The 25,764-nt window shown below is 62.3% G+C and carries 28 protein-coding genes; 12 read left to right on the forward strand and 16 right to left on the reverse strand.

Annotation, left to right across the window (positions count from 1 at the left end):
• Window positions 1-9 precede the first annotated feature (9 nt).
• Both purF and ABVQ20_RS11520 read left to right on the forward strand, forming a co-directional pair.
• The gene (gene purF, locus ABVQ20_RS11515; protein ID WP_354459616.1) at window positions 10-1,479 is read left to right on the forward strand and encodes an amidophosphoribosyltransferase; all 1,470 of its coding nucleotides are present in this window, start codon (window positions 10-12) and stop codon (window positions 1,477-1,479) included.
• 92 nt (window positions 1,480-1,571) lie between these two features.
• Window positions 1,572-2,312: an SDR family NAD(P)-dependent oxidoreductase gene (locus ABVQ20_RS11520; RefSeq protein ID WP_354459617.1), complete on the forward strand. Its 741-nt coding sequence runs from the start codon at window positions 1,572-1,574 to the stop codon at window positions 2,310-2,312.
• 211 nt (window positions 2,313-2,523) lie between these two features.
• On the opposite strand, the gene ABVQ20_RS11525 is transcribed toward ABVQ20_RS11520, so the two are convergent.
• Window positions 2,524-2,916, reverse strand: a complete 393-nt coding sequence (locus tag ABVQ20_RS11525) for a c-type cytochrome (protein ID WP_354459618.1) — start codon at window positions 2,914-2,916, stop codon at window positions 2,524-2,526.
• Here ABVQ20_RS11525 and ABVQ20_RS11530 point away from each other — a divergent pair.
• Window positions 2,915-3,046 carry a hypothetical protein gene (locus ABVQ20_RS11530; RefSeq protein ID WP_354459619.1) on the forward strand — a complete coding sequence of 44 codons (132 nt, stop codon included), beginning with the start codon at window positions 2,915-2,917 and terminating at the stop codon, window positions 3,044-3,046. The two genes, ABVQ20_RS11525 and ABVQ20_RS11530, sit on opposite strands and share 2 nt — an antisense overlap.
• 98 nt (window positions 3,047-3,144) lie before the next feature.
• Window positions 3,145-3,981 (forward strand): DUF2189 domain-containing protein, encoded by an 837-nt coding sequence (locus ABVQ20_RS11535; protein WP_354459620.1) that lies wholly within the window; start codon window positions 3,145-3,147, stop codon window positions 3,979-3,981.
• Window positions 3,982-4,048: 67 nt separating this feature from the next.
• Here ABVQ20_RS11535 and ABVQ20_RS11540 read toward each other — a convergent pair whose 3' ends face one another.
• The 6 genes from ABVQ20_RS11540 to ABVQ20_RS11565 form a co-directional block, all read right to left on the reverse strand.
• On the reverse strand, window positions 4,049-4,519 hold the full coding sequence (locus tag ABVQ20_RS11540; RefSeq protein ID WP_354462162.1) for an aminoacyl-tRNA deacylase: 471 nt from the start codon (window positions 4,517-4,519) through the stop codon (window positions 4,049-4,051).
• Between the two features lie 119 nt (window positions 4,520-4,638).
• On the reverse strand, window positions 4,639-5,022 hold the full coding sequence (locus ABVQ20_RS11545) for a cytochrome C oxidase subunit IV family protein (protein ID WP_354459621.1): 384 nt from the start codon (window positions 5,020-5,022) through the stop codon (window positions 4,639-4,641).
• 9 nt (window positions 5,023-5,031) lie between these two features.
• Window positions 5,032-5,754 carry a heme-copper oxidase subunit III family protein gene (locus ABVQ20_RS11550; protein WP_354459622.1) on the reverse strand — a complete coding sequence of 241 codons (723 nt, stop codon included), beginning with the start codon at window positions 5,752-5,754 and terminating at the stop codon, window positions 5,032-5,034.
• Between the two features lie 47 nt (window positions 5,755-5,801).
• Complete coding sequence (locus ABVQ20_RS11555) at window positions 5,802-6,506, reverse strand: cytochrome c oxidase subunit 3 (protein WP_354459623.1); 705 nt, start codon at window positions 6,504-6,506, stop codon at window positions 5,802-5,804.
• A complete protein-coding gene (locus ABVQ20_RS11560) occupies window positions 6,503-8,278 on the reverse strand; it encodes a cbb3-type cytochrome c oxidase subunit I (RefSeq protein WP_354459624.1) in 1,776 nt (591 codons plus the stop codon). The genes ABVQ20_RS11555 and ABVQ20_RS11560 overlap by 4 nt, the downstream gene beginning before the upstream one ends.
• 71 nt (window positions 8,279-8,349) lie before the next feature.
• On the reverse strand, window positions 8,350-9,189 hold the full coding sequence (locus ABVQ20_RS11565) for a cytochrome c oxidase subunit II (protein ID WP_354459625.1): 840 nt from the start codon (window positions 9,187-9,189) through the stop codon (window positions 8,350-8,352).
• Window positions 9,190-9,588: 399 nt separating this feature from the next.
• Between ABVQ20_RS11565 and ABVQ20_RS11570 the strand changes: the two genes are divergently transcribed.
• Window positions 9,589-9,810 carry a hypothetical protein gene (locus ABVQ20_RS11570; protein ID WP_227348258.1) on the forward strand — a complete coding sequence of 74 codons (222 nt, stop codon included), beginning with the start codon at window positions 9,589-9,591 and terminating at the stop codon, window positions 9,808-9,810.
• 80 nt (window positions 9,811-9,890) lie between these two features.
• Here ABVQ20_RS11570 and ABVQ20_RS11575 read toward each other — a convergent pair whose 3' ends face one another.
• Window positions 9,891-10,397, reverse strand: coding sequence for an OsmC family protein (locus tag ABVQ20_RS11575; protein WP_354459626.1), 507 nt, complete (start codon window positions 10,395-10,397; stop codon window positions 9,891-9,893).
• 258 nt (window positions 10,398-10,655) lie between these two features.
• On the opposite strand from ABVQ20_RS11575, the gene ABVQ20_RS11580 reads away from it, so the two are divergent.
• Both ABVQ20_RS11580 and ABVQ20_RS11585 read left to right on the forward strand, forming a co-directional pair.
• A complete protein-coding gene (locus ABVQ20_RS11580; protein WP_354459627.1) occupies window positions 10,656-11,543 on the forward strand; it encodes a DMT family transporter in 888 nt (295 codons plus the stop codon).
• A 99-nt stretch (window positions 11,544-11,642) separates the two neighbouring features.
• A complete protein-coding gene (locus ABVQ20_RS11585) occupies window positions 11,643-12,539 on the forward strand; it encodes a DMT family transporter (protein ID WP_354459628.1) in 897 nt (298 codons plus the stop codon).
• 128 nt (window positions 12,540-12,667) lie between these two features.
• Here ABVQ20_RS11585 and ABVQ20_RS11590 read toward each other — a convergent pair whose 3' ends face one another.
• Window positions 12,668-13,531 (reverse strand): LysR substrate-binding domain-containing protein, encoded by an 864-nt coding sequence (locus ABVQ20_RS11590; protein WP_354459629.1) that lies wholly within the window; start codon window positions 13,529-13,531, stop codon window positions 12,668-12,670.
• A 112-nt stretch (window positions 13,532-13,643) separates the two neighbouring features.
• Between ABVQ20_RS11590 and ABVQ20_RS11595 the strand changes: the two genes are divergently transcribed.
• Both ABVQ20_RS11595 and ABVQ20_RS11600 read left to right on the forward strand, forming a co-directional pair.
• Window positions 13,644-14,051 carry a tautomerase family protein gene (locus ABVQ20_RS11595; protein ID WP_354459630.1) on the forward strand — a complete coding sequence of 136 codons (408 nt, stop codon included), beginning with the start codon at window positions 13,644-13,646 and terminating at the stop codon, window positions 14,049-14,051.
• A 96-nt stretch (window positions 14,052-14,147) separates the two neighbouring features.
• Window positions 14,148-16,364, forward strand: coding sequence for an AMP-binding protein (locus tag ABVQ20_RS11600; protein WP_354459631.1), 2,217 nt, complete (start codon window positions 14,148-14,150; stop codon window positions 16,362-16,364).
• Window positions 16,365-16,376: 12 nt separating this feature from the next.
• On the opposite strand, the gene pssA is transcribed toward ABVQ20_RS11600, so the two are convergent.
• The 6 genes from pssA to ABVQ20_RS11630 all read right to left on the reverse strand — a co-directional run bounded on the left by pssA (window position 16,377) and on the right by ABVQ20_RS11630 (window position 22,431).
• On the reverse strand, window positions 16,377-17,192 hold the full coding sequence (gene pssA / locus ABVQ20_RS11605; protein WP_354459632.1) for a CDP-diacylglycerol--serine O-phosphatidyltransferase: 816 nt from the start codon (window positions 17,190-17,192) through the stop codon (window positions 16,377-16,379).
• A gap of 2 nt (window positions 17,193-17,194) precedes the next feature.
• Complete coding sequence (locus ABVQ20_RS11610) at window positions 17,195-17,893, reverse strand: phosphatidylserine decarboxylase (RefSeq protein ID WP_354459633.1); 699 nt, start codon at window positions 17,891-17,893, stop codon at window positions 17,195-17,197.
• A 148-nt stretch (window positions 17,894-18,041) separates the two neighbouring features.
• Window positions 18,042-18,389: an antibiotic biosynthesis monooxygenase gene (locus ABVQ20_RS11615; protein WP_354459634.1), complete on the reverse strand. Its 348-nt coding sequence runs from the start codon at window positions 18,387-18,389 to the stop codon at window positions 18,042-18,044.
• Window positions 18,390-18,497: 108 nt separating this feature from the next.
• A complete protein-coding gene (locus ABVQ20_RS11620) occupies window positions 18,498-20,381 on the reverse strand; it encodes an ABCB family ABC transporter ATP-binding protein/permease (protein WP_354459635.1) in 1,884 nt (627 codons plus the stop codon).
• 5 nt (window positions 20,382-20,386) lie between these two features.
• On the reverse strand, window positions 20,387-20,725 hold the full coding sequence (locus tag ABVQ20_RS11625) for an ArsR/SmtB family transcription factor (RefSeq protein ID WP_354459636.1): 339 nt from the start codon (window positions 20,723-20,725) through the stop codon (window positions 20,387-20,389).
• 62 nt (window positions 20,726-20,787) lie between these two features.
• Window positions 20,788-22,431, reverse strand: a complete 1,644-nt coding sequence (locus tag ABVQ20_RS11630; RefSeq protein ID WP_354459637.1) for a LysM peptidoglycan-binding domain-containing protein — start codon at window positions 22,429-22,431, stop codon at window positions 20,788-20,790.
• Window positions 22,432-22,545: 114 nt separating this feature from the next.
• Between ABVQ20_RS11630 and ABVQ20_RS11635 the strand changes: the two genes are divergently transcribed.
• The gene (locus ABVQ20_RS11635; RefSeq protein WP_354459638.1) at window positions 22,546-23,157 is read left to right on the forward strand and encodes an LOG family protein; all 612 of its coding nucleotides are present in this window, start codon (window positions 22,546-22,548) and stop codon (window positions 23,155-23,157) included.
• Between the two features lie 147 nt (window positions 23,158-23,304).
• Here ABVQ20_RS11635 and ABVQ20_RS11640 read toward each other — a convergent pair whose 3' ends face one another.
• A complete protein-coding gene (locus ABVQ20_RS11640; RefSeq protein ID WP_354459639.1) occupies window positions 23,305-24,204 on the reverse strand; it encodes a LysR family transcriptional regulator in 900 nt (299 codons plus the stop codon).
• A gap of 105 nt (window positions 24,205-24,309) precedes the next feature.
• Between ABVQ20_RS11640 and ABVQ20_RS11645 the strand changes: the two genes are divergently transcribed.
• Complete coding sequence (locus tag ABVQ20_RS11645) at window positions 24,310-24,600, forward strand: muconolactone Delta-isomerase family protein (protein WP_354459640.1); 291 nt, start codon at window positions 24,310-24,312, stop codon at window positions 24,598-24,600.
• A gap of 160 nt (window positions 24,601-24,760) precedes the next feature.
• Entirely contained in the window at window positions 24,761-25,759 is a 999-nt protein-coding gene (locus ABVQ20_RS11650; protein ID WP_354459641.1) for a transporter, read from the forward strand.
• Window positions 25,760-25,764: the final 5 nt, after the last annotated feature.

The following is a 25,764-nucleotide window of genomic DNA, read 5'->3' on the forward strand; positions in this document are numbered from 1 at the left end:
GAGCTTAAGATGGCAGACGCAGACGACGTGCTTTCCGCCGAAGCAGACGATCATTTTCATGACGAATGCGGTGTGTTCGGCATTTTTGGCCGGCAGGACGCCGCGGCCATTGTCACACTCGGATTGCACGCGCTGCAACATCGCGGCCAGGAAGCAGCCGGTATCGTCTCCTATGACGGCACCCAGTTCCATGTCGAACGTCATGTCGGTCTGATCGGCGACACCTTCACCAAGCAGCGCGTCATCGACAGCCTGCAAGGCAATCGCGCCATCGGCCACACGCGTTACGCCACGACAGGCGGCGCCGGCATCCGCAACATCCAGCCCTTCTTCGCCGAACTCGCCGATGGCGGCTTTGCTGTCGCCCACAATGGCAACCTCACCAACGCCATGACCGTGCAGCGCGCGCTGCAGAAACAGGGTGCGATCTTCTCGTCCACCTCGGATACCGAGACGCTGCTGCATCTGGTCGCGACCAGCAAGGAGCGGGACCTCAACTCGCGCTTCATCGATGCCGTGCGTCAGGTCGAAGGCGCCTTCTCACTGGTGGCGATGACGGCCAAGAAGATGATCGGCTGCCGCGATCCGCTCGGCATCCGGCCATTGGTACTGGGTGACCTCGACGGCGCCTGGATCCTGGCCTCTGAAACCTGCGCGCTCGACATCATCGGGGCGCGTTTCGTGCGCGACCTGAAGCCCGGCGAGATGGTTGTCGTCACCTCCAAGGGCATTGAAAGCCTGTTTCCCTTCGAGCCGCAAAAGACCCGTTTCTGCATTTTCGAATATGTCTATTTTGCCCGCCCTGATTCCTCCGTCGAGGGCCGCAATGTCTACGAGGTGCGCAAGCGCATCGGCTCCGAGCTTGCGCTCGAAAGTCCGGTCGAGGCCGATATCGTCGTGCCGGTGCCGGATTCGGGGACGCCTGCCGCCATCGGCTTCAGCCAGGCCGCGGGCATCCCGTTCGAACTCGGCATCATCCGCAACCATTATGTCGGCCGCACCTTCATCCAGCCGGGCGATTCGATCCGCCACATGGGCGTCAAGCTCAAGCACAACGCCAACCGCCGCATGATCGAAGGCAAGCGCGTCGTGCTGGTCGATGATTCGATCGTGCGCGGCACCACCAGCCAGAAGATCGTGCAGATGGTGCGCGACGCCGGCGCCAAGGAGGTGCATATGCGCATCGCCTCACCGCCGACACGCGCCTCCTGCTTCTATGGCGTCGACACACCAGAGAAGTCGAAGCTGCTCGCGTCCCGGATGTCGATCGAGGAAATGGCCGAGTTCATCCGTGTCGATTCGCTTGGGTTCCTCACCATTGATGGGCTCTACCGCGCCGTTGGCGAGGCAAGCCGCGACAATGACCAGCCGCAATTCTGCGACGCCTGCTTCACCGGCCAGTACCCGACCCGCCTGCTCGACTTCGAAGGCCACGACAATGTGCGCACGCTGTCGCTGCTGGCGACGAGCGGATCATAGGGCTTGCCGGACCACTATTTGCCTTCCTCCTTACACCTCTCTGCCTCATCGGGCATGGGGGTGTTTCATCCCTGCCAGTCGGAATCCTTCCCATGACTCTCGACCTGTCCGGCCGCGTCGCGGTTGTCACCGGCGCCTCGCGCGGCATCGGCTACTTCATCGCAAAGGAACTTGCCGCGGCAGGCGCCCATGTCATCGCGGTTGCCCGCACGGTCGGCGGCCTGGAGGAGCTTGACGACCAGATCAAGGCTGCCGGCGGTCAGGCGACGCTGGTGCCGCTCGATCTCGCTGACATGGCCGGCATAGACCGGCTGGGCGGCGCCATCCACGAGCGCTGGGGCAAGCTAGACATCCTGGTCGCCAATGCCGCCGTGCTTGGCGTCATCTCGCCGATCGGCCATGTCGAGGCAAAGACCTTCGAAAAGGTCATGAATATCAACGTCACCGCGACCTGGCGGCTGATCCGTTCCGTCGATCCGCTGCTGCGCATTTCCGATGCTGGCCGCGCCATTGTGTTGAGCTCCAGTCTTGCCCATTCCGCGCGGGCTTTCTGGGCCCCTTACGCGGCATCGAAGGCAGCGGTAGAAGCCATGGTGCGCTCCTGGGCGCATGAGACGGAAAGCCTGCCGCTGCGGATCAATGCCGCCGACCCCGGCGCCACCCGTACCGCCATGCGCGCGCAGGCCGTGCCCGGCGAGGATCCGGAGACGCTTCCGCATCCGTCGGAAATCGCCAGGCTTATCGTGCCGCTCGCCAGCCCGGAGTTGAAAGAGACGGGGCAGATCTTCCAGGTCAAGCACAACCGTTTTGTTGCCTACCGGCAACCGGAGTAGAGCGCCGCGTCCCATTGGACGCGCAAACGACGCTGTGGCGCTTTCCCACCTAGGCTTGGTCCCTTCCGGAACCGAAGATCCGTAAAGAAAAACCATTTCAGGTTCCGGTCATGCGCCAGTTGTTGCGATACAGGCGCTTCGGCGAGTTTTATCGCTCCTAAGTCCCTAGCGAAGGGCCAGGCTTGCCGCGATCCGGCCAGTGCAGGCCCTCCTACTGCTTGGCCGCGGCTTCCAGATAGGCGATCACATTGGCGATATCAGTATCGCTCTGGAGACCAGCAAAGGGCATCTTGTTACCGGGCACTTTTACCTTCGGCGCCTTGATATAGGCTGCGATATTGGCCTCATCCCAGACCAGACCACCGGCGCCAGCCTTCTTCATAGCGTCGGAATAGTTGAAACTTGGCAGCGAACCTGCCTTGCGGCCAATGACACCGTGCAACGATGGGCCGATCTTGTTGGTGTCGGCTGCCGCCTCATGGCAGACCATGCATCTGGTGAAGATCTTCTTTCCGGCGTCGGCATCGCCCGCAGAAAATGCCGGGGCGGCCTCGACAAACGAAGCTGCAAGAAGGATCCGCACGGCCAGTGCCGTCAGTCTCATGGCATTGTCCTCCCACACGCCGACGCATCGCGTCGACGCGGTGGATACTACCGCCGCGCGCGGTAAAGCACCATCCGGCATGCAGATCGCACGCCACATCGCCGGGGGCGACAAGGTCAAGGAAAAATAGTATAATCATTCGTGATGCAGGTCGCGGTTTCGCGTGACCAGTCACGCAAAACGGCAGCATAGCACGCCGCGACCTAGCCCCATCAGGGAGGAACGGTCATGGCAGGTTTCCATATCTACGCAGCAGGCACCGGCAGCAACGTCGAGCATCCCGCCATCCGTCGGATAGGGGTTTCAGATATTCTCGACGCGCTTCGCCGGGGTTTTGACGATTTCTGGGACAAACCCTCACACTACGTCTTCTTGTGCCTGATCTATCCAGTCGCCGGCATTGTGCTGATCACCTGGTCCTCGGGCGGCAATGCGCTTCAGCTTGTCTATCCCCTGATGACCGGCTTCGCGCTTCTAGGCCCCTTTGCCGCGCTTGGTCTTTACGAGATCAGCCGCCGACGCGAGCAGAAGCTCGACACGTCGTGGCGTCATGCCTTCGACGTCAGGAAATCGCCCGCCATGCCGGCAATCGCAGCTCTCGGCTTCATGCTGGTGGTGCTGTTCGTGGCTTGGATGCTGACCGCGCATGCGCTCTATGCCCACCTCTACGGTGACGCCGTGCCGGCATCGTTGTTCGGCTTCATCGGAGACGTTCTGACCACGCAGCGTGGCTGGATGCTGATCATCCTCGGCAACCTCATCGGCTTTCTGTTTGCTCTTGTCGTGCTGAGCACCACGGTCGTCGCCTTCCCGTTGTTGCTCGATCGCGACATCGGCGCCTACGCCGCCGTCGAGACCTCGGCGCGCGCGGTCATGACGAATCCCGCGCCGTTGCTGCTCTGGGGCCTCATCGTGGCCGTTGCCCTGGCCGCCGGCTCACTGCCGTTGCTGGTTGGGCTGGCGGTGGTCCTGCCAGTACTCGGTCATTCGACATGGCACCTTTACCGCAAACTGATCGAACCGACGCCAGCGCCTGCCAAGGCCGAGACGCGCAAGAGGAACTGATCCGCCCGGCACCAGCCGCCGCTGAAATGGAAGCGTCCGCCCTCGGACGGGCGCTTGAGAGTGCACATTACGCCGGGTGACTGAAGCGGGCGACGCGCGCACCTTGCAACAGGTTGCGGAAGTCACCGCCCGTAACATGCACCAGGGTCTTGTGGTCGCCGGCTTCGAAATAGACGTCGCCATCCGCGCCGAAGCTTTCGTCGAGAATGACCGGCACGTCATAAGCGGCGCCCACCGGTGGCACGGCACCGATGTCGCAGTCGCTGAACAGCTGGCCGACCTCATCTTCCGAAGCAAGGCCGAGCCGCCTGTCAATCACATCTTGTAGCGTATTGAACTCGACCCGGTGGCTGCTCGGCACCACCGCCAGCGCATAGCCCATCTCGTGATGAACCAGCACCGATTTGGCGAGCCTTCGGCCCGGAACATGCGCCGCCTGCGCCGTCTGGCTGCTGGTCGAGGTCCGGTGGTGGGCAACGGTATCGTAGTGGATGCCCTTGCCGGTAATGTAGTCCTGAAGTTTCCTTGCGATCGTCATCATAGGCGCCTTTCTGTTCGAGGTGGTGACGCGCCGGAGAACGAGGTGATCATTCTCCTCTCATCATTTTTCCTGTCAACGCAGAACACGATCCGGCCCCGGGCAAAATGCCGAGCAGCTTACGGTCCCACGCTGAAGGACAGGATACGGGTCAGCTCGGTGTAGTCGGACTCAAGAACCATGATCGTGACGAACACCAGGATAAGCAGTGGCGGCACCAGGATTGCATAGGCAAGCGCCAGCCGTTCCCACGCCATGTGCATGAACACGGCGACGATCAGCCCGGCCTTGAGCATCATGAACGTAATGATCAGGCCCCATCTGAGATATCCCTGAAGGCCGAAATAGTCGATGCTGTAGGAGCCGGCGCTGAGGATGAACAGCCAGCCCCAGACGACAAGATAAAGCCTGACCGGGTGCTGCTGGCCTTCCACGTGTGCCACGGCCGGGGCGGGAACCGCGCTCCCATGCAGCCCGTGATCCTGTGCTTCTGCCTGTGCCATCGCTTCACCTCACCAAAGATAGAAGAACGCGAAGATGAATACCCAAACCAGATCGACGAAATGCCAGTAGAGCCCCATGATCTCGACGTTCTCGTACTGGCCGCGTCGGCTGGTGAAGAATCCCCGTGCGCCAGCTTCGTAGTCGCCGCGCCACACCTTGCGCGCGGTGACCAACAGGAAGATCACGCCAATCGTGACATGGGTGCCATGGAACCCGGTGATCATGAAGAAAGATGAACCGAATTGCGCGGCGCCCCAGGGATTTGCCCAGGGCCGCACGCCCTCGGTGATGAGCTTCGTCCACTCGAAAGCCTGCATGCTGACGAAAGTCGCGCCAAGAGCGGCGGTGAGTAGCATCAACACCGCTGTCTTCCTGCGATCGTGCCGGTAGCCGAAATTAACCGCCATCGCCATCGTGCCGCTCGACGAGATCAGCACGAAGGTCATGATCGCGATGAGGATCAGCGGAATATCCCGTCCGAACAGATGCAGCGCGAAAACCTCGCTCGGGTTGGGCCACGGCACGGTCGTCGACATGCGCGCGGTCATGTAGGACAACAGGAAGCAGCCAAAGATGAAGGTGTCGCTGAGCAGGAAGATCCACATCATGGCCTTCCCCCAGGACACGTTCTTGAACGCCCTCTGGTCGGACGACCAGTCGGCGGCGATGCCGCGCAGGCCCGGCTGCTGCGAAGCGGTACGGTCAGCATGTCCCAGTGCGGTCTCGGCCATGAGCGTTCCTTCTCGTGTACAACTCGTCGCGCGGCTGGCGCGGCGTTCTAGGTCAGCAACCCCCGGCAGATGTCGATCAGGTCAGCCGCCCAGCCCATGAGCACGGAGAAGAGTACGAGCCAGACGACGAGCAGCACATGCCAGTACATCGCGCAGAGCTCGGTCGACAGAATGAGCCTTTCAGACCTGACGCGCTGCCATGCGCGAACATTGACCCGGCCGAGCGCCACCAATCCGCCGATAATGTGCAGGCCATGCATCGCGGTCAGGAGATAGAAGAAGCTGGCAGCCGGATTCTCGGTTGCGAAATAGCCCTCAGCAGCGAAATCGCGCCAGGCGAGCAATTGTCCGCCCAGGAAGGCCACCGATGTCAGCGCACCTGTGAGAAGAGCAAGCCGGAGATTGTCAAGTCGTCCCTTGTGTGCGGCAGACACGGCGCCCTGCAGCGCCATGCTCGCCAGCACCAGCATTGCGGTGTTGAGCCACAGTATCCTCGGCACCGGAGCGGCCTGCCAGTCGGCATAGACCATGCGCATGAAATAGGCGCTGATCAGGAGCGCAAACAGCGCGCCTACCACTGCAAGGAACACACCAAGCCCGATCTTGGCCGGGTGCATGAGCGACGCTTCCGTTTCGGGAAACGCCGTCACCGGCCCCGCCTCCAGCCATGGCTTGGACATCAGCCGCTGGCGCGACAGCCACCAGCCGACTATAGCGGCTATTGCGGCGAGGAATATCACGATCGCGCTCATGTACTGCCGCCCCGTGTCAATGGGTTTGGATCGTTCTGCGGAATAAAGTCTTCCGGCGCGCCTGGTACGCTGTAGTCGTAGGCCCAGCGATAGACCACCGGCAACTCCTTGCCGAAGTTGCCGTGCGGGGGCGGCGTGCCTGCCGTCTGCCATTCCAGCGTCGTCGCCCGCCAAGGGTTATCGCCGGCTGGTCGGCCATGCCGGATGCTCCACAGGAGATTGAACAGGAACACCATCTGGGCGAAGCCGACCGTCAGCGCGGCAATGGTGATGAATTCGTTCAGCGTATGCACCGACGGCGGGACAAAGGCAGTGTCGCCGATCTCGGGATAGCGCCGCGGCACGCCGACCAGCCCGACATAATGCATCGGGAAGAAGATCATATAGGCGCCGAGGAAGGTCACCCAGAAATGGAAGCGGCCCATCGCTTCGTTAAGCATCCTACCGGTGACCTTGGGGTACCAATGATAGATCGCGCCAAAGACGACGAGTATCGGCGCCACGCCCATCACCATGTGGAAATGAGCGACCACGAACATCGTTTGCGCCAGCGGGACGTCGACCACCACGTTCCCGAGGAACAGGCCGGTCAACCCACCATTGACGAAGGTGACGATGAAGGCGAGCGCAAACAGCATCGGGATCGTCAGGTGGATGTCGCCGCGCCACAGCGTTAGCACCCAGTTGTAGACCTTGATGGCGGTGGGAATGGCGATGATCAGCGTGGTGGTAGCGAAAAAGAAGCCGAAATAGGGATGCATGCCCGAGACATACATATGATGCGCCCAGACGACGAAGGAGAGTGCGCCGATGCTAATGATCGCCCACACCATCATGCGATAGCCGAAGATGTTCTTGCGCGCATGCGTACTGATGAGATCGGAGACGATGCCGAAAGCGGGCAGCGCCACGATGTAGACTTCGGGATGGCCGAAGAACCAGAACAGGTGCTGGAACATGATCGGGCTTCCACCGTCGTGCGGGAGCGGGGTGGTGCCCATCTCCACGATCGCAGGCATGAAGAAGCTCGAGCCGATCACCCGGTCGAACAGCATCATGACGCAAGCGACGAAGAGTGCGGGGAAAGCAAGCAGCGCCATCACCGTGGCCGTGAAAATACCCCAGACAGTCAGCGGCAGGCGCATCAACGTCATACCACGCGTGCGCCCCTGAAGCACGGTCACCACATAGTTGAGGCCGCCCATGGTGAAGCCGATGATGAACAGGATCAGCGAAACGAGCATCAGGATGATGCCCCAGTCCTGCCCGCCGGGCGTGCCCGAGGTGATGGCCTGCGGCGGATAGAGCGTCCAACCCGCGCCCGTCGGCCCGCCCGGCGCAAAGAAGCTGCCAACCAGCACCAGAACAGCGAGCAGGTAGATCCAGTAGCTCAGCATGTTGACATAGGGAAACACCATGTCGCGTGCGCCGACCATCAACGGGATCAGATAGTTGCCAAAACCGCCAAGGAAGAGCGCGGTCAGGAGATAGATCACCATGATCATGCCGTGCATGGTCATGAACTGATAGTAGATTTCCGGCGTGATGGACGTGAACGTGTCGGGGAAACCAAGCTTCAGACGCATCAGCCAGGACAGCACCAGCGCGACAAGGCCAATCGCTGTCGCCGTGCCTGCATACTGGATGGCGATGACCTTGGCGTCCTGCGAGAAGACGTATTTCGTCCACCAACTGTGCGGATGATAGAGCTCAACCTCAGCCACTTCTGCGGCCGGAATGAGGCCAGCTCCATGAGGCGTGATGTCAACCATTGGTGCACTTCCTCGCTCGTTTCCGTCTCCGGCAAGGCAACCTCCTGGGCCGCCTCGCCCAATACCTTTCCCTAGTCGGCCTTGGCCTTTGCCGGCTCGACAAGCGCGCCTGTCTTGGCGGGCGCCGACAGTTGGGCAAAAGTCGACTGCTGCTGCAGCCAGGCCAGATAATCCTGTTCGGTGTCGACCTTCACCACGCCGCGCATGAACGCATGGCCGACACCGCAAAGCTGGGAGCAAAGAACCTCGAACGTTCCAGTCCGTGTCGGGGTAAACCAGAAATAGGTGACCGTGCCCGGAACCATGTCCATCTTGGCGCGGAACTCCGGCACGTAGAAATCGTGTATTACGTCGATCGAGCGCAGCAACATTTTGACCGGCTTGCCGACCTGCAGATGGAGGTCGGCCGCCACGACCACGACATCGTCCTGACCGTTGCGATCCTGCGGATTGATGCCGAGCGGATTGTCCGGACTGATAAGCTTGGCATTCGACGTGCCGAGCTTGCCATCCGCACCGGGCAAACGGAAGCTCCATTGCCATTGCTGCGCGAAGACCTCGACCTCAGTCGCGTCCTTGGGAACGGTGACGAACTGGCTCCACACGAACAGGCCGGGCGCCAGCAATGCCGCGACGCCGGCAGCGGTGACCACGGTCAGCCAGGATTCGAGCTTTCTGCTTTCGGGCTCGTAGGCCGCTTTTTGCCCTTCCTTGTGCCGGAAGCGGTAAACGCAATAGGCCATGAACAGGACGACGGCGGAGAAGACCGTCCCGGTGATCCAGAAAGTGATGACAAGAGTGCTGTCGATATAGCCCCAGTTAGAGGCTATCGGCGTTGACCACCAAGGGCTCAGCACATGGAACAGCACCGAGCCGACAACAATCAGAACGAGTACGAGCGCTATGGCCATCCTCGGTTCCTCCGGCATTCCGAGGGACGCAGTCCCGTAGGAAGGCCACGCGCATCATAGCGCCATTTGCCTCAGAAATACTAGGGGATGAGGTCGGCTAGGGGCCACGTCACATTTGCAGAGAGCGATAAGCTGGTGGAAAACTCCTCCGCAACTTGTGCGATGATTTTGGCGGCCAACCTATAACGGCATGACTGACAGACTCCTCCCGGTTGGGTTGAATCCCGGCAGATGCTCATGCGCGCCGAATTTGGGGAGCTCGAACGCAGGACATCACGCGGCCGTGACATGATGGTGGAAAGCAGCCAACCGGCCACGCTTTCGCCATCCGAACGAAGTTGATAGACTCGGTTCGACTCCCACTACAGCGCCCGAACCGGGCAGAACAAGGAAACTCCCATGGCTTCGACGACCGTAGCGTTGGTCTGGTATCTGGTAATCGCCGGCCCAGGGGGCGGTATGGCCGTTCTCCCCAGCACCTTCGACAAGCGCGAACAGTGCACCGCCGCCGTCGCCGAGTATCAGAAGCAGCCGACGCCGGCTGGCTGGTCGCTGCAGTGCGTGCCGAGCGCGTCGCCGTTTACCGACGAAGGCGACAACGAAGTCCCTTCGGCGCAGTAAGCATACGGCGGGAAATCGCCACGCTGCGTGTGATTGCCGAAGCCGCGGTCACACGCATTTCAATGGCTGGCGCCCGCACTTCAGCGTTTTGCGCTCACCGTCAGTTCCGGTTTCTGGTTGATGGTCTGGAACACCACGCAGTAGCGTTCTGTCAGTTTCAGCAGCGCGTCTATGCGCTCCTGCGGCTCATTGGTGTCGAGGCCGAATTTCAGCCTGATGGCGCGGAAACCAACGGGTGCATCCCTGGCCACGCCAAGGGTACCGCGAAAGTCGAGGTCGCCTTCAGCCTCGACCGTGGCGGCGCCGAGCTTGAATTCCAACGCCGTCGCCACCGCCTTCAGCGTCACGCCGGCGCAGGCCACCAATGCCTCGAGCAGCATGTCGCCTGAGCACAGCTCAAGCCCAGATCCACCGGTCGCCGGGTGCAGTCCCGCGACAGCAAGCGCCCTGCCCGTCTCGACCTTGCAGGCGATCGACTGGTCGTCGATCGAACCTCTGGCCCTGAGCGTGACCAGGGCGCGCTCGGCGTCGTCGCGATAGGCCTCCTTCAACGGCGCCTGCATGGCCTTCAATCCGGTCGCGTCCATTTCCAATCCTTTCAGCAGCGCTTCCTGTCATGTTCGCACAGGGCATTGTCACCGTGGATGCCGTCGGTCCAGCCACATGGAGACAACCGAGGATGTGCAGGCATCCCAACCTGATGCAACTCCCTGCCCCAACGCAAGCCCGCCGCTGGCGTAGCGCGCCTGCGTTTTTCACCCGTATAGCGTATCCATGCGAAGCCCGGTTTTCAAAGCCTTCGCAGTGCTTCTCGGCAATCATTTCTCTGAACAGGCCCGTGCCGCATGGCCGACATCGCCATTCTTGAAACACGTGAAAGGGTGCTTGCAGGCATCCTGTTCACGGGCGCGGCCTATTTCCTGTTTTCCACGCAGGATGCATCGATCAAGCTTCTGGTCGTGGGCATGACGGTCTGGCAGATCATGTTCTTTCGCAGCATCACGATCCTGGTCGGATGTGCGGCAATTGGCGGGCGTCGCCTGTTCGAGGACACGGTGCGCTCGTCCGTCCTCCGGCCAATGTTCTTGCGCAGCGTGTTCACGCTGGCTGCCTGGATCTGCTTCTACAATGCCGCCAAGACCATGCAGCTGGCCGAACTCACCACCATCTATTACGCCGCCCCGATCATCATCACGGTGCTTTCGGTGGTGATGCTTGGTGAGAAGGTTCCTGCCCTGCGCTGGCTGGCCGTGTTCATCGGCTTCGCCGGCGTCTTCGTCGCCTGCGACCCGACCCGTCTCGGACTGTCCATGCCGGTGCTGCTGGTGCTGGCCGCGGCGATCTTGTGGGCCATCGCCATCATTTTGATGCGCAAGACCTCGCTGGCCGAGCGCACGATGATCCAGCTCGTCTTGAACAACACCTTCTTCCTGGCGTTTTCGGCCGTTCCGACCTTTTTTCTATGGCAAGCAATGACATGGGACCAGTTGCTGTTGTTGATCGCCGTCGGCGCGCTGGGCGGGATCGCCCAGTATCTTCTGTTCGAAGGCATGAAGCGCGCGCCTGTTTCGATTTTGGCACCGCTCGAATACACTTCGCTGATCTGGTCCTTCGCGCTGGGTTTCGCGATATGGGGCGATGTACCGCGCCCCGAAGTGTTCATCGGCGCGGCAATCATCGTGTCCGCCGGCCTGGTGATTGTCGCCAACGAGCGTTTTCGCAAGTGGGCGTAAAACCCTGCGGGGAATTCGCGCGCAATAATTGATCCCTGCTGACAGCAGGGTGTCAGTACGGGCCGGACTAGTATCCGCCATGGCGAAAGGTTCTTGAGCATGCAAGGCAATAGCAGCCCATCCACCGAGCAAACCCTTGGCATCATCCTGGTGTCGGCATCGGCAGCCGTGTTCGCCCTTACCGGGGTGCTGACCAAATCCATCCGCGCCGATCCGCTGACCATCATCTGCTGGCGTGGCTTTGTCGGCTCGATCCTGATCACGCTCTACGTACTGTGGCGTCGACAGCGCTCCGGCGGGCAGGAGAGCCTGCGGCTCGGCTGGCGCGGCTGGCTGCTGGCGGTCGAGGGAGCCCTGGCGAGCATTGCCTTCATCTGCGCCTTCAAGTTCACCTTTGTCGCCAATGTGGCGATCATCTACGCCACAGCGCCCTTCGTCACCGCCCTGCTCGCCTTTGCACTGGTCAGGGAGCGGTTTCGCCCGCAGACGATGATCGCCGCCGCGGTATCGCTCTGCGGCGTCGCGATCATGGTCTGGTCCGGTTTCGGCACCGGCAATCTGTTCGGCGACTTTCTGGCGTTGCTGATGACGATCGGCAGCGCGCTCTACATGATCATGGTCCGCGCCTTCCGCGAGACGCCGGTGGTATGGGCGGGCGCAGTGTCGGCGTTCCTTCTGTTCGTGCTCGGCTGGTTCGTCACCGACCCGCTGGCGGTTTCACCAAGGGACGCCGTCCTGCTCGTGACATTCGGCGCATCCTTCGCGCTGTCGTCCATCTTGTGGACGGAGGGGGCTCGGCTCATCCCGGCCCCCGAATCCGGCCTGCTCGGCTCGGCCGAAGTGCCTTTCGCCATCCTGTTTGCCTTCCTGTTCCTGGCCGAGATTCCGCCCGCCGCCAGCATTATCGGTGGCGCCATCGTGCTGTGCGCTGTGTTCGCCCATGCCGGACGTGACTGGCTCATGGCAAGGCAACAGCGCGCAACCGTCTCGGTTTGAAAAATTTCGCAACGTCACGGAACCATCACCGGTTTCAGGCATTGTTGTCGTGACGGGCACCCCAAGTCCCCCCAAACCCCTTGCCCGTCCTACCTCCAGCCGACCGCAAGGTCGGCTTTTTCTTTGCCTCAGCCGAAGCCACCTGACGAGGCGAGGTTGCCGCTGATCAACGCCGCCAGATCTCGGGCTGGGGATTGCGCCTCGCCGCGCAGCCTTATGGCGAATTCGGCAATGGGAACCGGGGGCAGGCCAAGATCGCGCGGCGCCCTGACGATCCCGGAATACGCGAACCGTGCCGTTCTCAGCGTCAACGCGATGCCAGCATTCACCGCCGTGCGCAGGCCGGCCAGGCTGGCGCTGGTGGCGGCTATCCGGTAGTGGCGCCCAGCAGCATCAAGAGTGGCGATCGCGGCATCGCGAAAACCGCAATGCGGATCGAGCAGCGCCAACGGCACCTCGTCCTGCCGCGAAACCAACCCCTTTTGCGAACACAGCCAGACCATTGGCTCCCTGAGCACGCCGACTTCATCCGGCGTTGGGAACTGGCGCATGGCGATCGTCAGATCGAGAAGGCCGGACTGCAGCGCTTGCGCAAGTTCAACCGAGCGGCCGACACGCAGCTCGATCCTGACACGCGGATGGCTGACGGCGAAGGCCCTGAGCAGATTGGGCAAGCCGCTATCGGCGAAATCCTGCGTTGTGCCGATAGCGAGGCGGCCGTCGGCTCGCGCACCCTTGAGCGCAAGCCACGCCTCGCTGTGTACGGAAAGGATACGGCGCGCATGGCCGACAAGATCTTCGCCGGCGGGTGTCAGGCCGCGCCCCCGCCCCTGCGGCATCAACAGCGGCTCGCCGACGATCTCCTCAAGTCGTTGCATCTGCGCCGTCACCGCCGAGGGCGTGCGGCCGACCATCGATGCCGCCTGTGCCAACGAGCCGCCATCGACGAAGGCGAGGAACGTTCTGAGAAGGTCGGGATCAAACAACTGCATACTTCGACAATATCGAATCTTCACTTAAAAACAATTCGATTTTTTTGACTCAAAGATGGCGGCATAGTGCTTCCAACGGCAATCGCACGCTGCTCAACCAAGGAGAAGGAAAATGCCAATCATCAACATCAGCGTGACCGGCAAGCCCGACGCCGCTCTGTCCGCCAGGATCGCCAAGGAAGTGACCGGGATCACCGCCACGCAGTTGCGCAAGGATCCAACGATTACCGCGGTCGCCATATCCTACGTCGATCCGCAGCACTGGTTCGCGGGCGGCAAGTCACTGGCCCGGCATGGCGCAAACACCTTCTGGCTGGACATCAAGGTGGTCGACGGCACCAATACCAAGCTCGAGCTGGAAGCCTATCTTGAGGCGATCTTCGCTGCTTTCAGCCACTTGCTGGGCACGGTGCACGAGGAAAGCTATGCCTTCGTGCACGAAGTGCCGGCCGCCGCCTATGGCTATGGCGGCAAGACGCAGGAGTTCCGCTTCATCAGCGGGAGGTTGAAGGCTGCTTGAGCGCCTTCTTCCCGCATTGACGTTGACCCCACATCGTCTAGGTTCTTGCCGAAGCGGCCAGCCAAGAGCCGCAAAGCGAGAACGGGAGGATGCGGCATGGTCCTGACGCTGGCGCTGCTTGCCGGGCTGATTGCAGCCTGGCTGATGATCGCGGTGGTGGAGAAAATCCGGCTTGGGCTGCGATTTGCCCAGGCGTTGCTCTATGTGCCGTTCAAGCTCGCCTACCGGATCGCCGACGATCGCATCAAGATCGCTCGCAATGCCCAAGCCCCGGTCATCTACGTCATCTCGCATCAGTCGCGCATCGAACCGGCGCTGATGCTGTCACTGTTGCCGGAAGACACGCTGCATATTCTCGACGACGCCTCGGCCAGATCGCCCTGGCTGGAGCCGTGGCGCGAGCTTGGCCGCACCATCGCCTTCAACGCCGAACATGTCTTCGTCAGCCGCCGGCTGGTGCGTGTCTTGAAGGGCAAGGGCCGGCTTGCCGTCTATTTGCCCGATGCGGTCGAGCCGGATGTGAAGTCCTTCCGCCTGTTTCGCGCCATCACCCGCATCGCCATGCAGGCCGACGCCCGCATCGTGCCGATCTTCGTCGGCGGTGCGCGTTACCTGCCGGTATCGCTGACGCCAGCCGCGATCGCGCCGCGCCACTGGTTTCCGTGCCTGTCGATCAGCGTGCTGGAGCCGATGACCATCGCCGAGTTGGTGGCACGAAACCCCGACCAGGCGTCGAACACCAATGCGCTGTTCGATCGTTTCGCCGAGGCCCGGTTTGCCGCCACCGATCTCGAGCGCGGCCTCTTTGTCGCCATGCGCGACGCCGCTGACCGCGTCGGTGCCTCGCACCCGATCATCGAGGACGTCATAAGCGGCGCGCTGAGCTACAGAAAACTGTTCATTGGCGGCCGGGTTCTGGGTCGACGTTTCGAGGCCGTCACGGCGCCGGGCGAAGCTGTCGGAGTGCTCCTGCCCAACGCCAACGGCGTCGTGCTGACGCTGCTAGGCTTGCTGTCGGGCGGGCGCGTGTCAGCCATGATCAACTACACGGCGGGGCCAGCAAGCGTCACCGCTGCCGTCCGCACGGCGGTCATCCGTACCGTGGTCTCCTCTCGCGCCTTCGTCGAGAAGGCCGATCTCGCCGACATTGTCACGGCCGTCGAAACAGGCGGCGCAAGGCTGCTGTGGCTGGAGGATTTGCGCGAAAGCGTGACGCCACTGGAAAAACTCACGGCAGCCGTGCTGTGGCGCTGGCCACTGCAGCCGCAGAACGCGGCCAAGCCTGCTGTGATCCTGTTCACCTCCGGTTCGGAAGGCACGCCCAAGGCGGTAGTGCTGTCGCACAAGAACCTTCTCGCCAACGCCATGCAGGCCGAGGCCCGGATCACCATCTCGCCGGCCGACATCCTGCTCAACGTGCTGCCGGTGTTCCACTCGTTCGGGCTGACGGGCGGCACCATCCTGCCATTGGTCACCGGGGTGAAACTGTTCCTCTACCCGTCGCCGCTGCACTACAAGATCATCCCCGAGATCGCCCGCAAAGTCAGGCCGACGATCATGTTCGGCACCGACACCTTCCTGGCCAATTATGCGCGCACCGCCAAGGATGGCGATTTCTCGAGCCTGCGTTTCGTTGTTGCCGGTGCCGAGGCGGTGAAACCCGAAACCCGCCGCGTCTATCGCGACCGCTTCCAGGCCGAAATCATCGAAGGTTTTGGCCTGACGGAAGCCGCACCCGTCGTCGCCGTCAACACCGCGATCCATGGCCGCGACGGTACGGTTGGCCGGCTTCTGCCGGCGATGCGCATGAAACTCGAACCGGTCGAAGGCATCAGCGACGCCGGGCAATTGTGGCTCGATGGCCCGAACCTGATGATGGGCTATATGACCGCCGATCGCCCCGGCGAATTGCAGCCGCTGACCGGCTGGCACGATACGGGAGACATCGTTGCCGTCGATCGCGAAGGCTTCATCACCATTCGTGGCCGGGCCAAGCGGTTCGCCAAGATCGCCGGCGAGATGGTGTCGCTGGGTGCGGTCGAGATGCTGGTGCAGTCGCTATGGCCAGAACAGCGCCACGCAGCGGTGGCGGTGCCGGACAAGAGGCGCGGCGAGCGCATTGTGCTGGTCACCACCGCCGAGGACGCCGACCCGGAAGAATTGCGCAAGTTCGGCAGGCAGGCGGGCGCAGCCGAGCTGATGGTGCCCAACGACATCGTCAAGGTTCGGGAAATTCCGGTGCTGGGTTCGGGCAAGACCGACTATGTCTCGACCCGCAAGCTGGCGCTCGACAAGCTTGGAGTTGCTGCTTAGCTATCAGCCAGTTCAGCCAATATCCGAGGGAGGAACCTTTTCGCCCTCCAGCTTGGCGCGCTTCGAATAGGAGAGCACGCTGAACGGCAAGAAGACCAGGTAGCCGGCGACCGATGCCGTCAGCGTATACCAGGGATAGGTCATCAACAGCAGAATGTAGAGGACGACGCCGAGGATGATCGGCAGCACCTTGTCGCCGGGTATCTTGAAGCTCTTGCCGGAATAGACCGGCAGCCGGCTGACCAGCAGGAAGGCGACCAGTATCGTGAAGCCCGTGGCGACAAAGGCTGTCAACCGGGTTGGTTCGACGCCGAGCCGCAGGAATGAAAGATAGAGCGGCAGCATCACCAGCACGGCGCCCGCAGGCGCCGGCACGCCGACGAAATATTCGCTCTGCCATGACGGGCGATCGATTTCCTCGTCCAGCACATTGAAGCGTGCGAGCCTCAACCCGCAGGCAATTGCGAACAGGAGCGCGGCGATCCAGCCCGGCGAGCCGGCCTGGTCGAGCATGAAGGCATAAAGCACCAAGGCGGGCGCCACGCCGAAATTGACGATGTCGGCCAGGGAATCCATCTGCGCGCCGAATTTCGAGGTCGCCTTCAGCATCCGCGCCAGACGCCCGTCGATGCCGTCGAGAAAGGCGGCGAGCAGCACCATCACCACCGCGGTCTCGAAACGGCCTTCGAAACCGAAGCGGATGCCGGACAGGCCGGCACAGATGGCAAGCACGGTGACGAGGTTCGGCAGCACCATGCGCATCGGGATTTCACGGATGCGCGGGCCGCCGCTGCCATGCGCCTCGAATTTCTTGAACGGCGCGCCCACGGTCAGGAAATCCGTACGAGGGGTGTTCCGGCAATGCCGCCGAATTCGGCCAGCACGGTCTCGCCGCCAACGGCCGTCTGGCCAACGGCAACGCGCGGCGTGGCGGTCAAGGGCAGGAACACGTCGACGCGCGAACCGAAGCGGATCAGGCCGAAACGCTCGCCGATGGCGATCGTGCCGCCGGTCTCGGCCCAACAGACGATGCGCCGCGCCACCAGGCCGGCGATCTGCACGGCGGCGACAACGCCGTTCGGGCTCTCGATGACCAGACCATTGCGCTCGTTCTCAGTGCTTGCCTTATCGAGCTCGGCATTGAGGAATTTTCCTGGCCGATGCTCGATTTTGGAGATGCGGCCACGCACCGGCGCGCGGTTCACATGACAGGAAAAGACGTTCATGAACACCGAGATGCGGGTCATCTCGCCATTGCCGAGGCCAAGCTCGCGCGGCGGCACAGCCGGTCCAACCGCCGAGATGATACCGTCGGCGGGGCTCACCACCAGACGATCGTCGACCGGCGTGACGCGTTCCGGATCACGGAAGAAATAGACACACCATGCCGTCAGGATCAGGCCGATCCAGAACAGGATGGACGAGAAATAGCCAAGAAAGAGCGTTGCCGCGCCGAAGGCGGCGATGAACGGATAGCCCTCGCGATGGATCGGAACGAACGCATTCTTGATCGTGTCAACGAGGCTCATCGGTTGAAAACAGGCTCCATTTCAGGTCCGGCCTGTCTATCGGAAACGTCCCACCGCCGCAACGCGACAATCAGACTGGCAAGAGCAGGAGCCATGCGCCCAGCGCATGCGCTGCGTGGTAGGGAAAAGCGGTCATCCGCGGGCCTGGCTAGAAACCGGGAATCCGCTGGTAGTTGGCGATGTCCGCACGGACGCCCAGCCGAGTGAGCGTTTCCTGAGGGTTGAAACCGACAAGCGCCTGCGCCGCCTTGACGATTGGCACGACGTTGTCGACGGCCGCCTGGTTTTCCCACTCGACAATTGTGACGAGATTGAACTCGCCCGGGCCCGAGAATTGCTCAAGCAGAAAATCCTGCACGAACCCATCTTGCAGGCGCAGCAATTCATGCGTCGCCCTGACCTTGCGGAGTATCTCCTCGCGGGCCTCGGCTGGGACGACGAACTTGTCCACCCTGAACACGCTGATATTGCCAAGCTGTTGATTTAGCAGATCCATTTTTCACACCTCCGATTGCGAGCGGATGCCCTTGGCACCTTCGATCGGAGGTCTACGATCTCAACTTAAGTTGAGGTCAAGCGGAAAAACCACTGCCTTTCCGCGCCTTCAATTCACCTCGGATGTGCGACGGCGAACAATGACACCCAGTTCGTCGCCCTCACGCGCGATGCGCAGCCGCTCCTCGGCTTCGGTCGCCTCGCGCTGGCGATCCCACATAGAGGCGTAGAGGCCGTGCTTGCGCATCAGGTCGGCATGGGTGCCACGCTCCGCGATCTGGCCGTCCTGCAAAACGATGATCTCGTCGGCGGAAATCACCGTCGACAGCCGGTGGGCAATGACGATCGTCGTGCGGCCGCGGCTGACCAGATCAAGTGCGGCCTGGATCTCCTGTTCGGTATGGCTGTCCAGTGCCGACGTTGCCTCGTCCAGCATCAGGATAGGCGGCGCCTTCAGGATGGTGCGGGCAATCGCCACGCGCTGCTTCTCGCCACCGGAGAGCTTCAGTCCGCGCTCGCCGACCATCGACTTGTAGCCGTCGGGCAGTTTTTCGATGAATGTTCCGATCTGGGCGAGTTCGGCTGCCTTGCGGACCTCCTCTTCGCTCGCGTCGACGCGGCCATAGCGGATGTTATAGGCGATGGTGTCGTTGAATAGCACTGTGTCCTGAGGCACCATGCCAAGCACGGCACGCAGACTTTCCTGGGTCACATCCCTGATGTCCTGGCCGTCGATCAGGACCTTGCCGGCCTGCACGTCGTAAAAGCGGAACAGCAGGCGCGAAATGGTCGACTTACCGGCACCCGACGGCCCGACGATGGCTACCGTCTTGCCGGCCGGCACCTCGAAGCTCACGCCCTTCAGGATCTTGCGGTTCGGATCGTAGGAAAAATGCACGTCGCGGAACTCGACCTTGCCGGCTTCGACGACAAGCGGTTTGGCGTCGGGCTTGTCGACGATCTCCTGAGGCACGTCGAGCAGGTCGAACATGTGCTCGATGTCAGTCAATCCCTGGCGGATTTCACGGTAGATGAAGCCGATGAAATTGAGCGGCACCGAAAGCTGCACCAGCATGGCATTGATGAAGACGAAGTCACCGACCGTCTGCGTACCAGCCTGTACCTCCAGCGCGGACATGCACATGACAATGACGGTCCCAAGGCCAAAGATGACGCCCTGGCCAAAATTCAGCCAGCCGAGCGAGGTCCAGGTTTTCGTCGCGGCGATTTCATAGCGCGCCATCGAGCGGTCGAAGCGTTCGGCTTCCATGGCTTCATTGGTGAAGTATTTGACTGTCTCGAAGTTGAGCAGCGAGTCGATCGCCTTGGTGTTGGCGTCGGTGTCGCTGTCGTTCATGTCGCGGCGGATGGAGATGCGCCAGTCGCTGGCCTTGACCGTGAACCAGACATAGAGGCAGACGGTGACGGCGACCACGGCCACGTATTTCCAGCCATAAGTGAAGGCAAAAATACCGGCGGTCAACGCGAACTCAAGAATGGTCGGCGCGGTGTTTAGCATGATGAAGCGCACGATCGTCTCGATGCCCTTGGTGCCGCGCTCGATGATGCGCGACAGGCCGCCGGTGCGGCGCTCGAGATGGAAGCGCAGCGACAGCTGATGCATATGAACGAAGGTGCGAAAAGCAAGCTGGCGCACAGCATATTGTCCGACACGGGCAAAGAGTGCGTCGCGAAGTTGGTTGAACCCGAGTTGGACCAGCCTCAGCACATTGTAGGCGATGACCAGCATGACCGGCGCGAGCATGAAGGACGGCAGGGGCGGCGGCGCCCTCGAGGCACCGGCCAGCGCGTCGGTCGCCCATTTGAAGAAATAGGGACCGGCGACGAGCGTCAGCTTCGCGACGACCAGCAGCAGGGTCGCCCAGGTGACGCGCGCCCTGAGGTCGGCGCGATCGGCGGGCCACATATAGGGCCAGAGGTTGCGCAAGGTCGTCAGGGTATCGGCTTCGGCGGAGACGGTTTTTTCGGCCATTTTTCTTATCTCTTATTAGCGGCGCAGCAAGAATTGACGAGTGCGTTGAGCGACGCGGAAACACCGGCCAGCGCTTCGCGGTCAACTTCGTAGCGCGAGCGTTGCCGGTCCGGCGCGAACCGGACCAGCCCGGCCTCGACCAGGATTTTCAGATGCTGTGATACAGTGGATTGCGCCAGGTCGAGATGATCGACAACCTCCCGGCAGCAACAGGAGTTGCTGGCGGAAAGGTGTTTCAATATCTCGATGCGCGCCGGGTGCGACAGAGCGGCAAGCCGGGCGGCAACGGCGCGGCTATCCGGCGCGCCGCGGTTGCGGTCAGTTCCAGGGTGGGATTCGGTCATCGTTCATCGGCGATAAACGATGACTTGCTCCGCCGCAACCTATCCTGATGGGCAGAACGGCTTTACTCGGTCTTGGCCGGGGCCGTCGTCGCCTGTTCACCCATTGCCTTGAGGTTGGCGGCTTCACCTTCCTTCGACTTCTCAGGAACCTTGAACACTTGCCCCGGCCAGATGCGGTTTGGGTCTCGGATCTGGTCCTGGTTGGCCAGGTAGATGGTAGAATAGCGCACGCCGTGACCATAGACGCGCCGCGAGATCCGCCAAAGCGTATCGTTGCGGCGGATGATGACGGCACCATCGGTGTGCTCAAGCTTTGGCGCGACAATCTCGGGAACGTCCGCTCCCGGCGTGGCGGCCGCGACCTTTGCCGGGCCCTCCGCGGCGGGCGCGGGCGTCGCCGCAACCGCCGGTGCCGGTGTCGCCGCTGGCGCCGGTGCTTCTGCGGCGGGCGCGGGTGCGGCAGCGACGGCGGGCGCGGCCGGTTGAGCAGCAGGCGCGGCTGTCGCCGGGGCGGACGGCGCCTCGGCGGCGGCGACCGCAGCCGGCTTTGCGTCAGCAGGCTTGGTCTCGGCAGGCGCGACCGCTGCGACTGCCTCGCCCGGCTCGCGCTCGAACGGCACGGCTGCACGGGCAACCACCTTCACTCCGTCGGCGTCGAGGCCGTCGACATGAATGGTGTAATTGCCGACCGGAATGTCGCGCGTCGCCTCGACCAGGAAATGGCCGTCGGGCGAGGTTTGCGCATCACCGAGCAGGATATCATTGGCATAGGCACGCACCTTGCGGCCGGCATCGGCAAGACCGGCAACAAAGATCTTGTTGCCGTCGATCTCGACCGCTTCGACGACGATCTTGGGTTCCGCCGCTGCGGCAGCAGCTACCGCCGCCGGCTCAGCCGGCTTTGCCCGAACAGCTTCAACTGCGGCGGGCGCCACGGCGGCAGGTGCGGCCGGTACTGCCGTGGCAGCAGGCGCGTCGGCGCTGGGCTGCGTTGCGGCCGGTGCGGCGGCGACCTGCGTCTCCGGCTTTTTCTCGACTGTGGGAACGGTGATGAGTTCCGACGGCTTGCCTGGTTCCTCGACCATCGCCAAAACCTGACCGGACGCGTTGGCAGGAACCGAGACAACGGCAGTCTGCGCCGAAGCGACCACAAGCTTGTCCGACGTCGTCGAACGCAGCGTGATCGTATAGTCACCAGGCTTCAGCGGATCGTCGAGGACGATGACGAACGCGCCGTCGGCGCCAGCGACAGTCGAACCGAGAACCGTCGAGCCGTTGAGGATCTCGACCTTGGCATTGGGTGCTGCATTGCCGGCGACGACGATCGAGCCATTGCTTTCGACCCGCACGACATCAAAGGTCGGCGCGACCGGCCCGGCAGCAGCCGGAGCGGGCGTAATGGCCGGCGCGGCGGCCGGTTCTGATGGCTTTGCCGGCGCCATCGCATTGGTGGCGGGCGCTGCCGGCGCCACTGCGTTTGTACCCGAAGCGGGGGCTGCCGGTGACGGCGGGGCGGGAAGCCGCGCTTCGGTCCCCGATGCGACCGGCTTTGCCTCGGTCCCGGCCGGCGGCGTCAACGCCGCCACTTCCGCCGGTGGCGTATGTTTGAGATACGGGTCGAGTGCGCCCGATACATAGGCGGTCCCGGCCGCGGCTACGGTCCCACCCGCCGCGAACAAAAACGCCTTCAATGGATTAATTGCCATATTTCCCTGCCCCTTAGCCACCTAATGCCGGTCTAGCGTGTTTTGCAAAGGCCGACAAGAAAAAGCCCGCCATGGGCTTGACCATGGTTACGGACCCAATCACCAATCAGTTGCATGAACACGATTCGATCCGTCTGCGTCTATTGCGGCTCGTCTCCGGGCCATGATGAAACTTATGTCAAGGCTGGACACCTGCTTGGGCGCTCCATTGCCCGCTCCGGCCTGCGGCTTGTCTATGGCGGCGGCACCAAGGGCATCATGGGCGCCGTCGCCGAGGGCGCGCTACGGGCCGGCGGCAAGGTGACGGGCATCATTCCGCGCTTCCTGATCAACAGGGAAGCGACGGAAACCGCGCTTGACCGTCTCGACGAGCTCTTGATCACCGAAAACATGCACGAGCGCAAACACAGGATGTTCGAGAAATCCGACGCCTTTGTGGCGCTGCCGGGCGGCATTGGCACGGTCGAGGAAATCGTCGAGGTCATGACCTGGGCGCAACTCGGCCATCACCGAAAACCGATCGTCTTCGGCAATGTCGGAGGATTCTGGGATCCGATGCTGGCGCTGCTCGATCACATGGCCACCGAAGGCTTCATCCACACGGCACAGCGGGTGAAACCCCTGGTGGTCAACGATCCCGAAGCGATCGTCGCCGCCATCATGGTGGCCGGCTCCTCGGTCGACGCACCGACCGAAGGAGTGCAGTCGGTAATCGACAAGCTGTGAGGTCAGGGGAATAAGGCAGTAGGGCAATAAGGCAGTATGTTTGGGTGCTGAAAAACAGCACTCGGGAGATGCTCCCCCTACTGCCTACTGCCTACTGCCTACTGCCTACTGCCTACTGCCTACTGCCTACTGCCTACTGCCTACTGCCTACTGCCTACTGCCCTCTTCCTGAGCCGCCTTCCGCAAGGCTGATATCACCTCGCGGCGGTCGTGACGCCGCCATGCAAGGTGAATCGAGACCGTGCGTTCGAACCACGGTAGCTCGCGAAGCTCGATCCGAGGTGGTGCCACGCTCCGCAAGCTGGCCTGCACCGTTGCAAGGCCAAGTCCAGCACTGACCAGCCCCAGCGACGTCAGCGGATCGGCCGTTTCATAGGAAATGTCCGGCAGGAAGCCGGCCTTGGCGCAGGCGGCGAGGAATTGGCCGCGGTTGGTGTCGTCAGGCTGGCGCACCACGGTGATCCAGGTGCGACCGTCGAGATGATGAGGCTGGATGTCGCTGACATCGGCAAGCAGATCGCCCTCCGGCATCGCCAGCACCAGCGGCTCGCGCCTGATCAGCGTGCAGTCTATATCCGGATCGTCGAAGGCCGGCGGCGAATAGACCAAGCCCAGATCGAGCGCGCGTTGGCGCAGACCTTCCACTTGTGCAGCCGACCGCTGGTTCATCAGCCGAAGGTGAAAATCCGGCCGGTCGCGGCGAAACTGCCGTAGCATCCCGGCGACGAGGCCGGCGTGGACAGCGCCCTCGACATAGCCGATGGCGAGGCGCCCAACAGCGCCGCTGGCGAGATTGCGGCCGAGCTCCTCCAACTGCCTTGCGTTGGCCAACAGCGTTCGCGCTTGAGTGAGGAAGGCGCGGCCTTCGGCGTTGAGGTGGACCCGCTGCCTTGCCCGTTCGAACAGCGGGACGCCAAGCTGTTCCTCAAGCTGAATGATCTGCCGGCTGAGCGGTGACTGCGAAATATGCAGCAGTTCGGCGGCGCGGCCGACATTGCCGGTTTCCGCCACGGCAACGAAATACCGGATCTGACGCAAGTCGAACATTTTTGTCCCTATCAAGCCCTTGCAGGTCTCAACTTTAGCCTAATCAGTCTTGGACAGTCTTGTCCGTCAAAGCAATGGTTGGTCATCACAACCAAGGAGATCGCCATGCAATTCTTTGCCCTTCTCACCCGCAACACCCAAAAGTTCACCGATGCTGATTTCGCTCCGCTGTTGCCCAGTGAAGCCGAGCAGCGCCGCACGCTCTATGCCGAAGGCGCCGTGCGCCAGGTGTGGAATCGTGGCGACATTCCCGGCAGCGGCATGATGTTCGAGGCCAGCAGTGATGCCGATGTGCGCAGCCATCTCGCCACCTTGCCGCTGGTCAAGGCCGGCATGATGGATATTGCCGCTGTCGTGCCGCTCAATCCCTACCCGGGATTTGGGCCGAAGCGCTGATGCCACGAGGCATCTCAAGCAAAGCCAGGCCGGCGGCGAATGGGCCGCCGGCCTGCAAGTGTCAACAAACCGTCACACGAAGCCGGGTTTGTCCGTGCTAGATGTTTGCCGTCGAGCCGCCATGCGGCTGACGTTGTGACCTGCATCTGGCGAAGCGACCATGAACATAGCCCTCACCCCCGAAGGCTCCGATCTGACGCCTTACATGCCCGACGAGCACGGGCTGTTTTTCATCTATCATTTCACCGCCGAGGGCGCGCGAACCAAGGATGCCGCCGCCGCGCGCTGGACGTGGCGGAGCTACCAGATCACGGATCTGCACGCCCGCCAGGAAATCGGCGCGGAGAAGGCTTTGCCGGCGGCGGCGCGCGACGCTTTCCTCGCGCCCAGCCATGGCTGCCACATCGACTACGAGGACAACTGGCTCTTTGGCGATCTGCCGGACCTCAGGCACGATTTTTCGGAAGCGCGCGGGCTCGTCCATTTCCGCTTCGCCTTCAACGACACGATGCTGATTGGCGCCCGCAAGCAGCCGCTGGAGTCGGTCGACGCGGTCCGCAAGGCGGTGGAGAACGGATCGCGGAAATTCCGCTCGCCGGCCGAACTGATCGAGGCCGTGATGGGCGAGTCGCTTGACGGCATGGCGACCGAGCTCGGCAAGCTCGGCGACACGCTCGACGGTATCGAGGACCGTGTCGTGCGCGATGCATGGCACAATGAGCGGCAAGCGCTGGTCGAGGCGCGCCGGCAACTGGTGGTGATCCACCGGCAGATGGCGACGCTGACCAACCTGTTTCGCCATCTCGACCATTCGCATCGCGACGAGCTACCCGATACGATCAATGATATGGCGGCCAGGCTCTCGCACCGGGCGCTGACCCTCTATAATGATGGCGAGCAGTTGCAGGCGCGCACAAGATTGCTGCAGGACGAGTTGATGGCCAAGCTGACCATGCAATCGAACCAGTTGCTGTATGTTCTCTCCGTCATGACGGCGGTGCTGCTGCCGATGACCATCATCTCGGGCCTGTTCGGCATGAATGTCGGCGGGCTTCCTCTGGTCGACACGCCAGTGGGTTTTTGGGTGGTGACCGCGATATCGGTGATTATCGCGGCAGCGACCTATATGTTTGTGAGGCGGCTTGGCCGGGGGGCGTAGCAGCC

The sequence above is a fragment of the Mesorhizobium shangrilense genome (assembly GCF_040537815.1).
GTDB lineage: Bacteria > Pseudomonadota > Alphaproteobacteria > Rhizobiales > Rhizobiaceae > Mesorhizobium > Mesorhizobium shangrilense.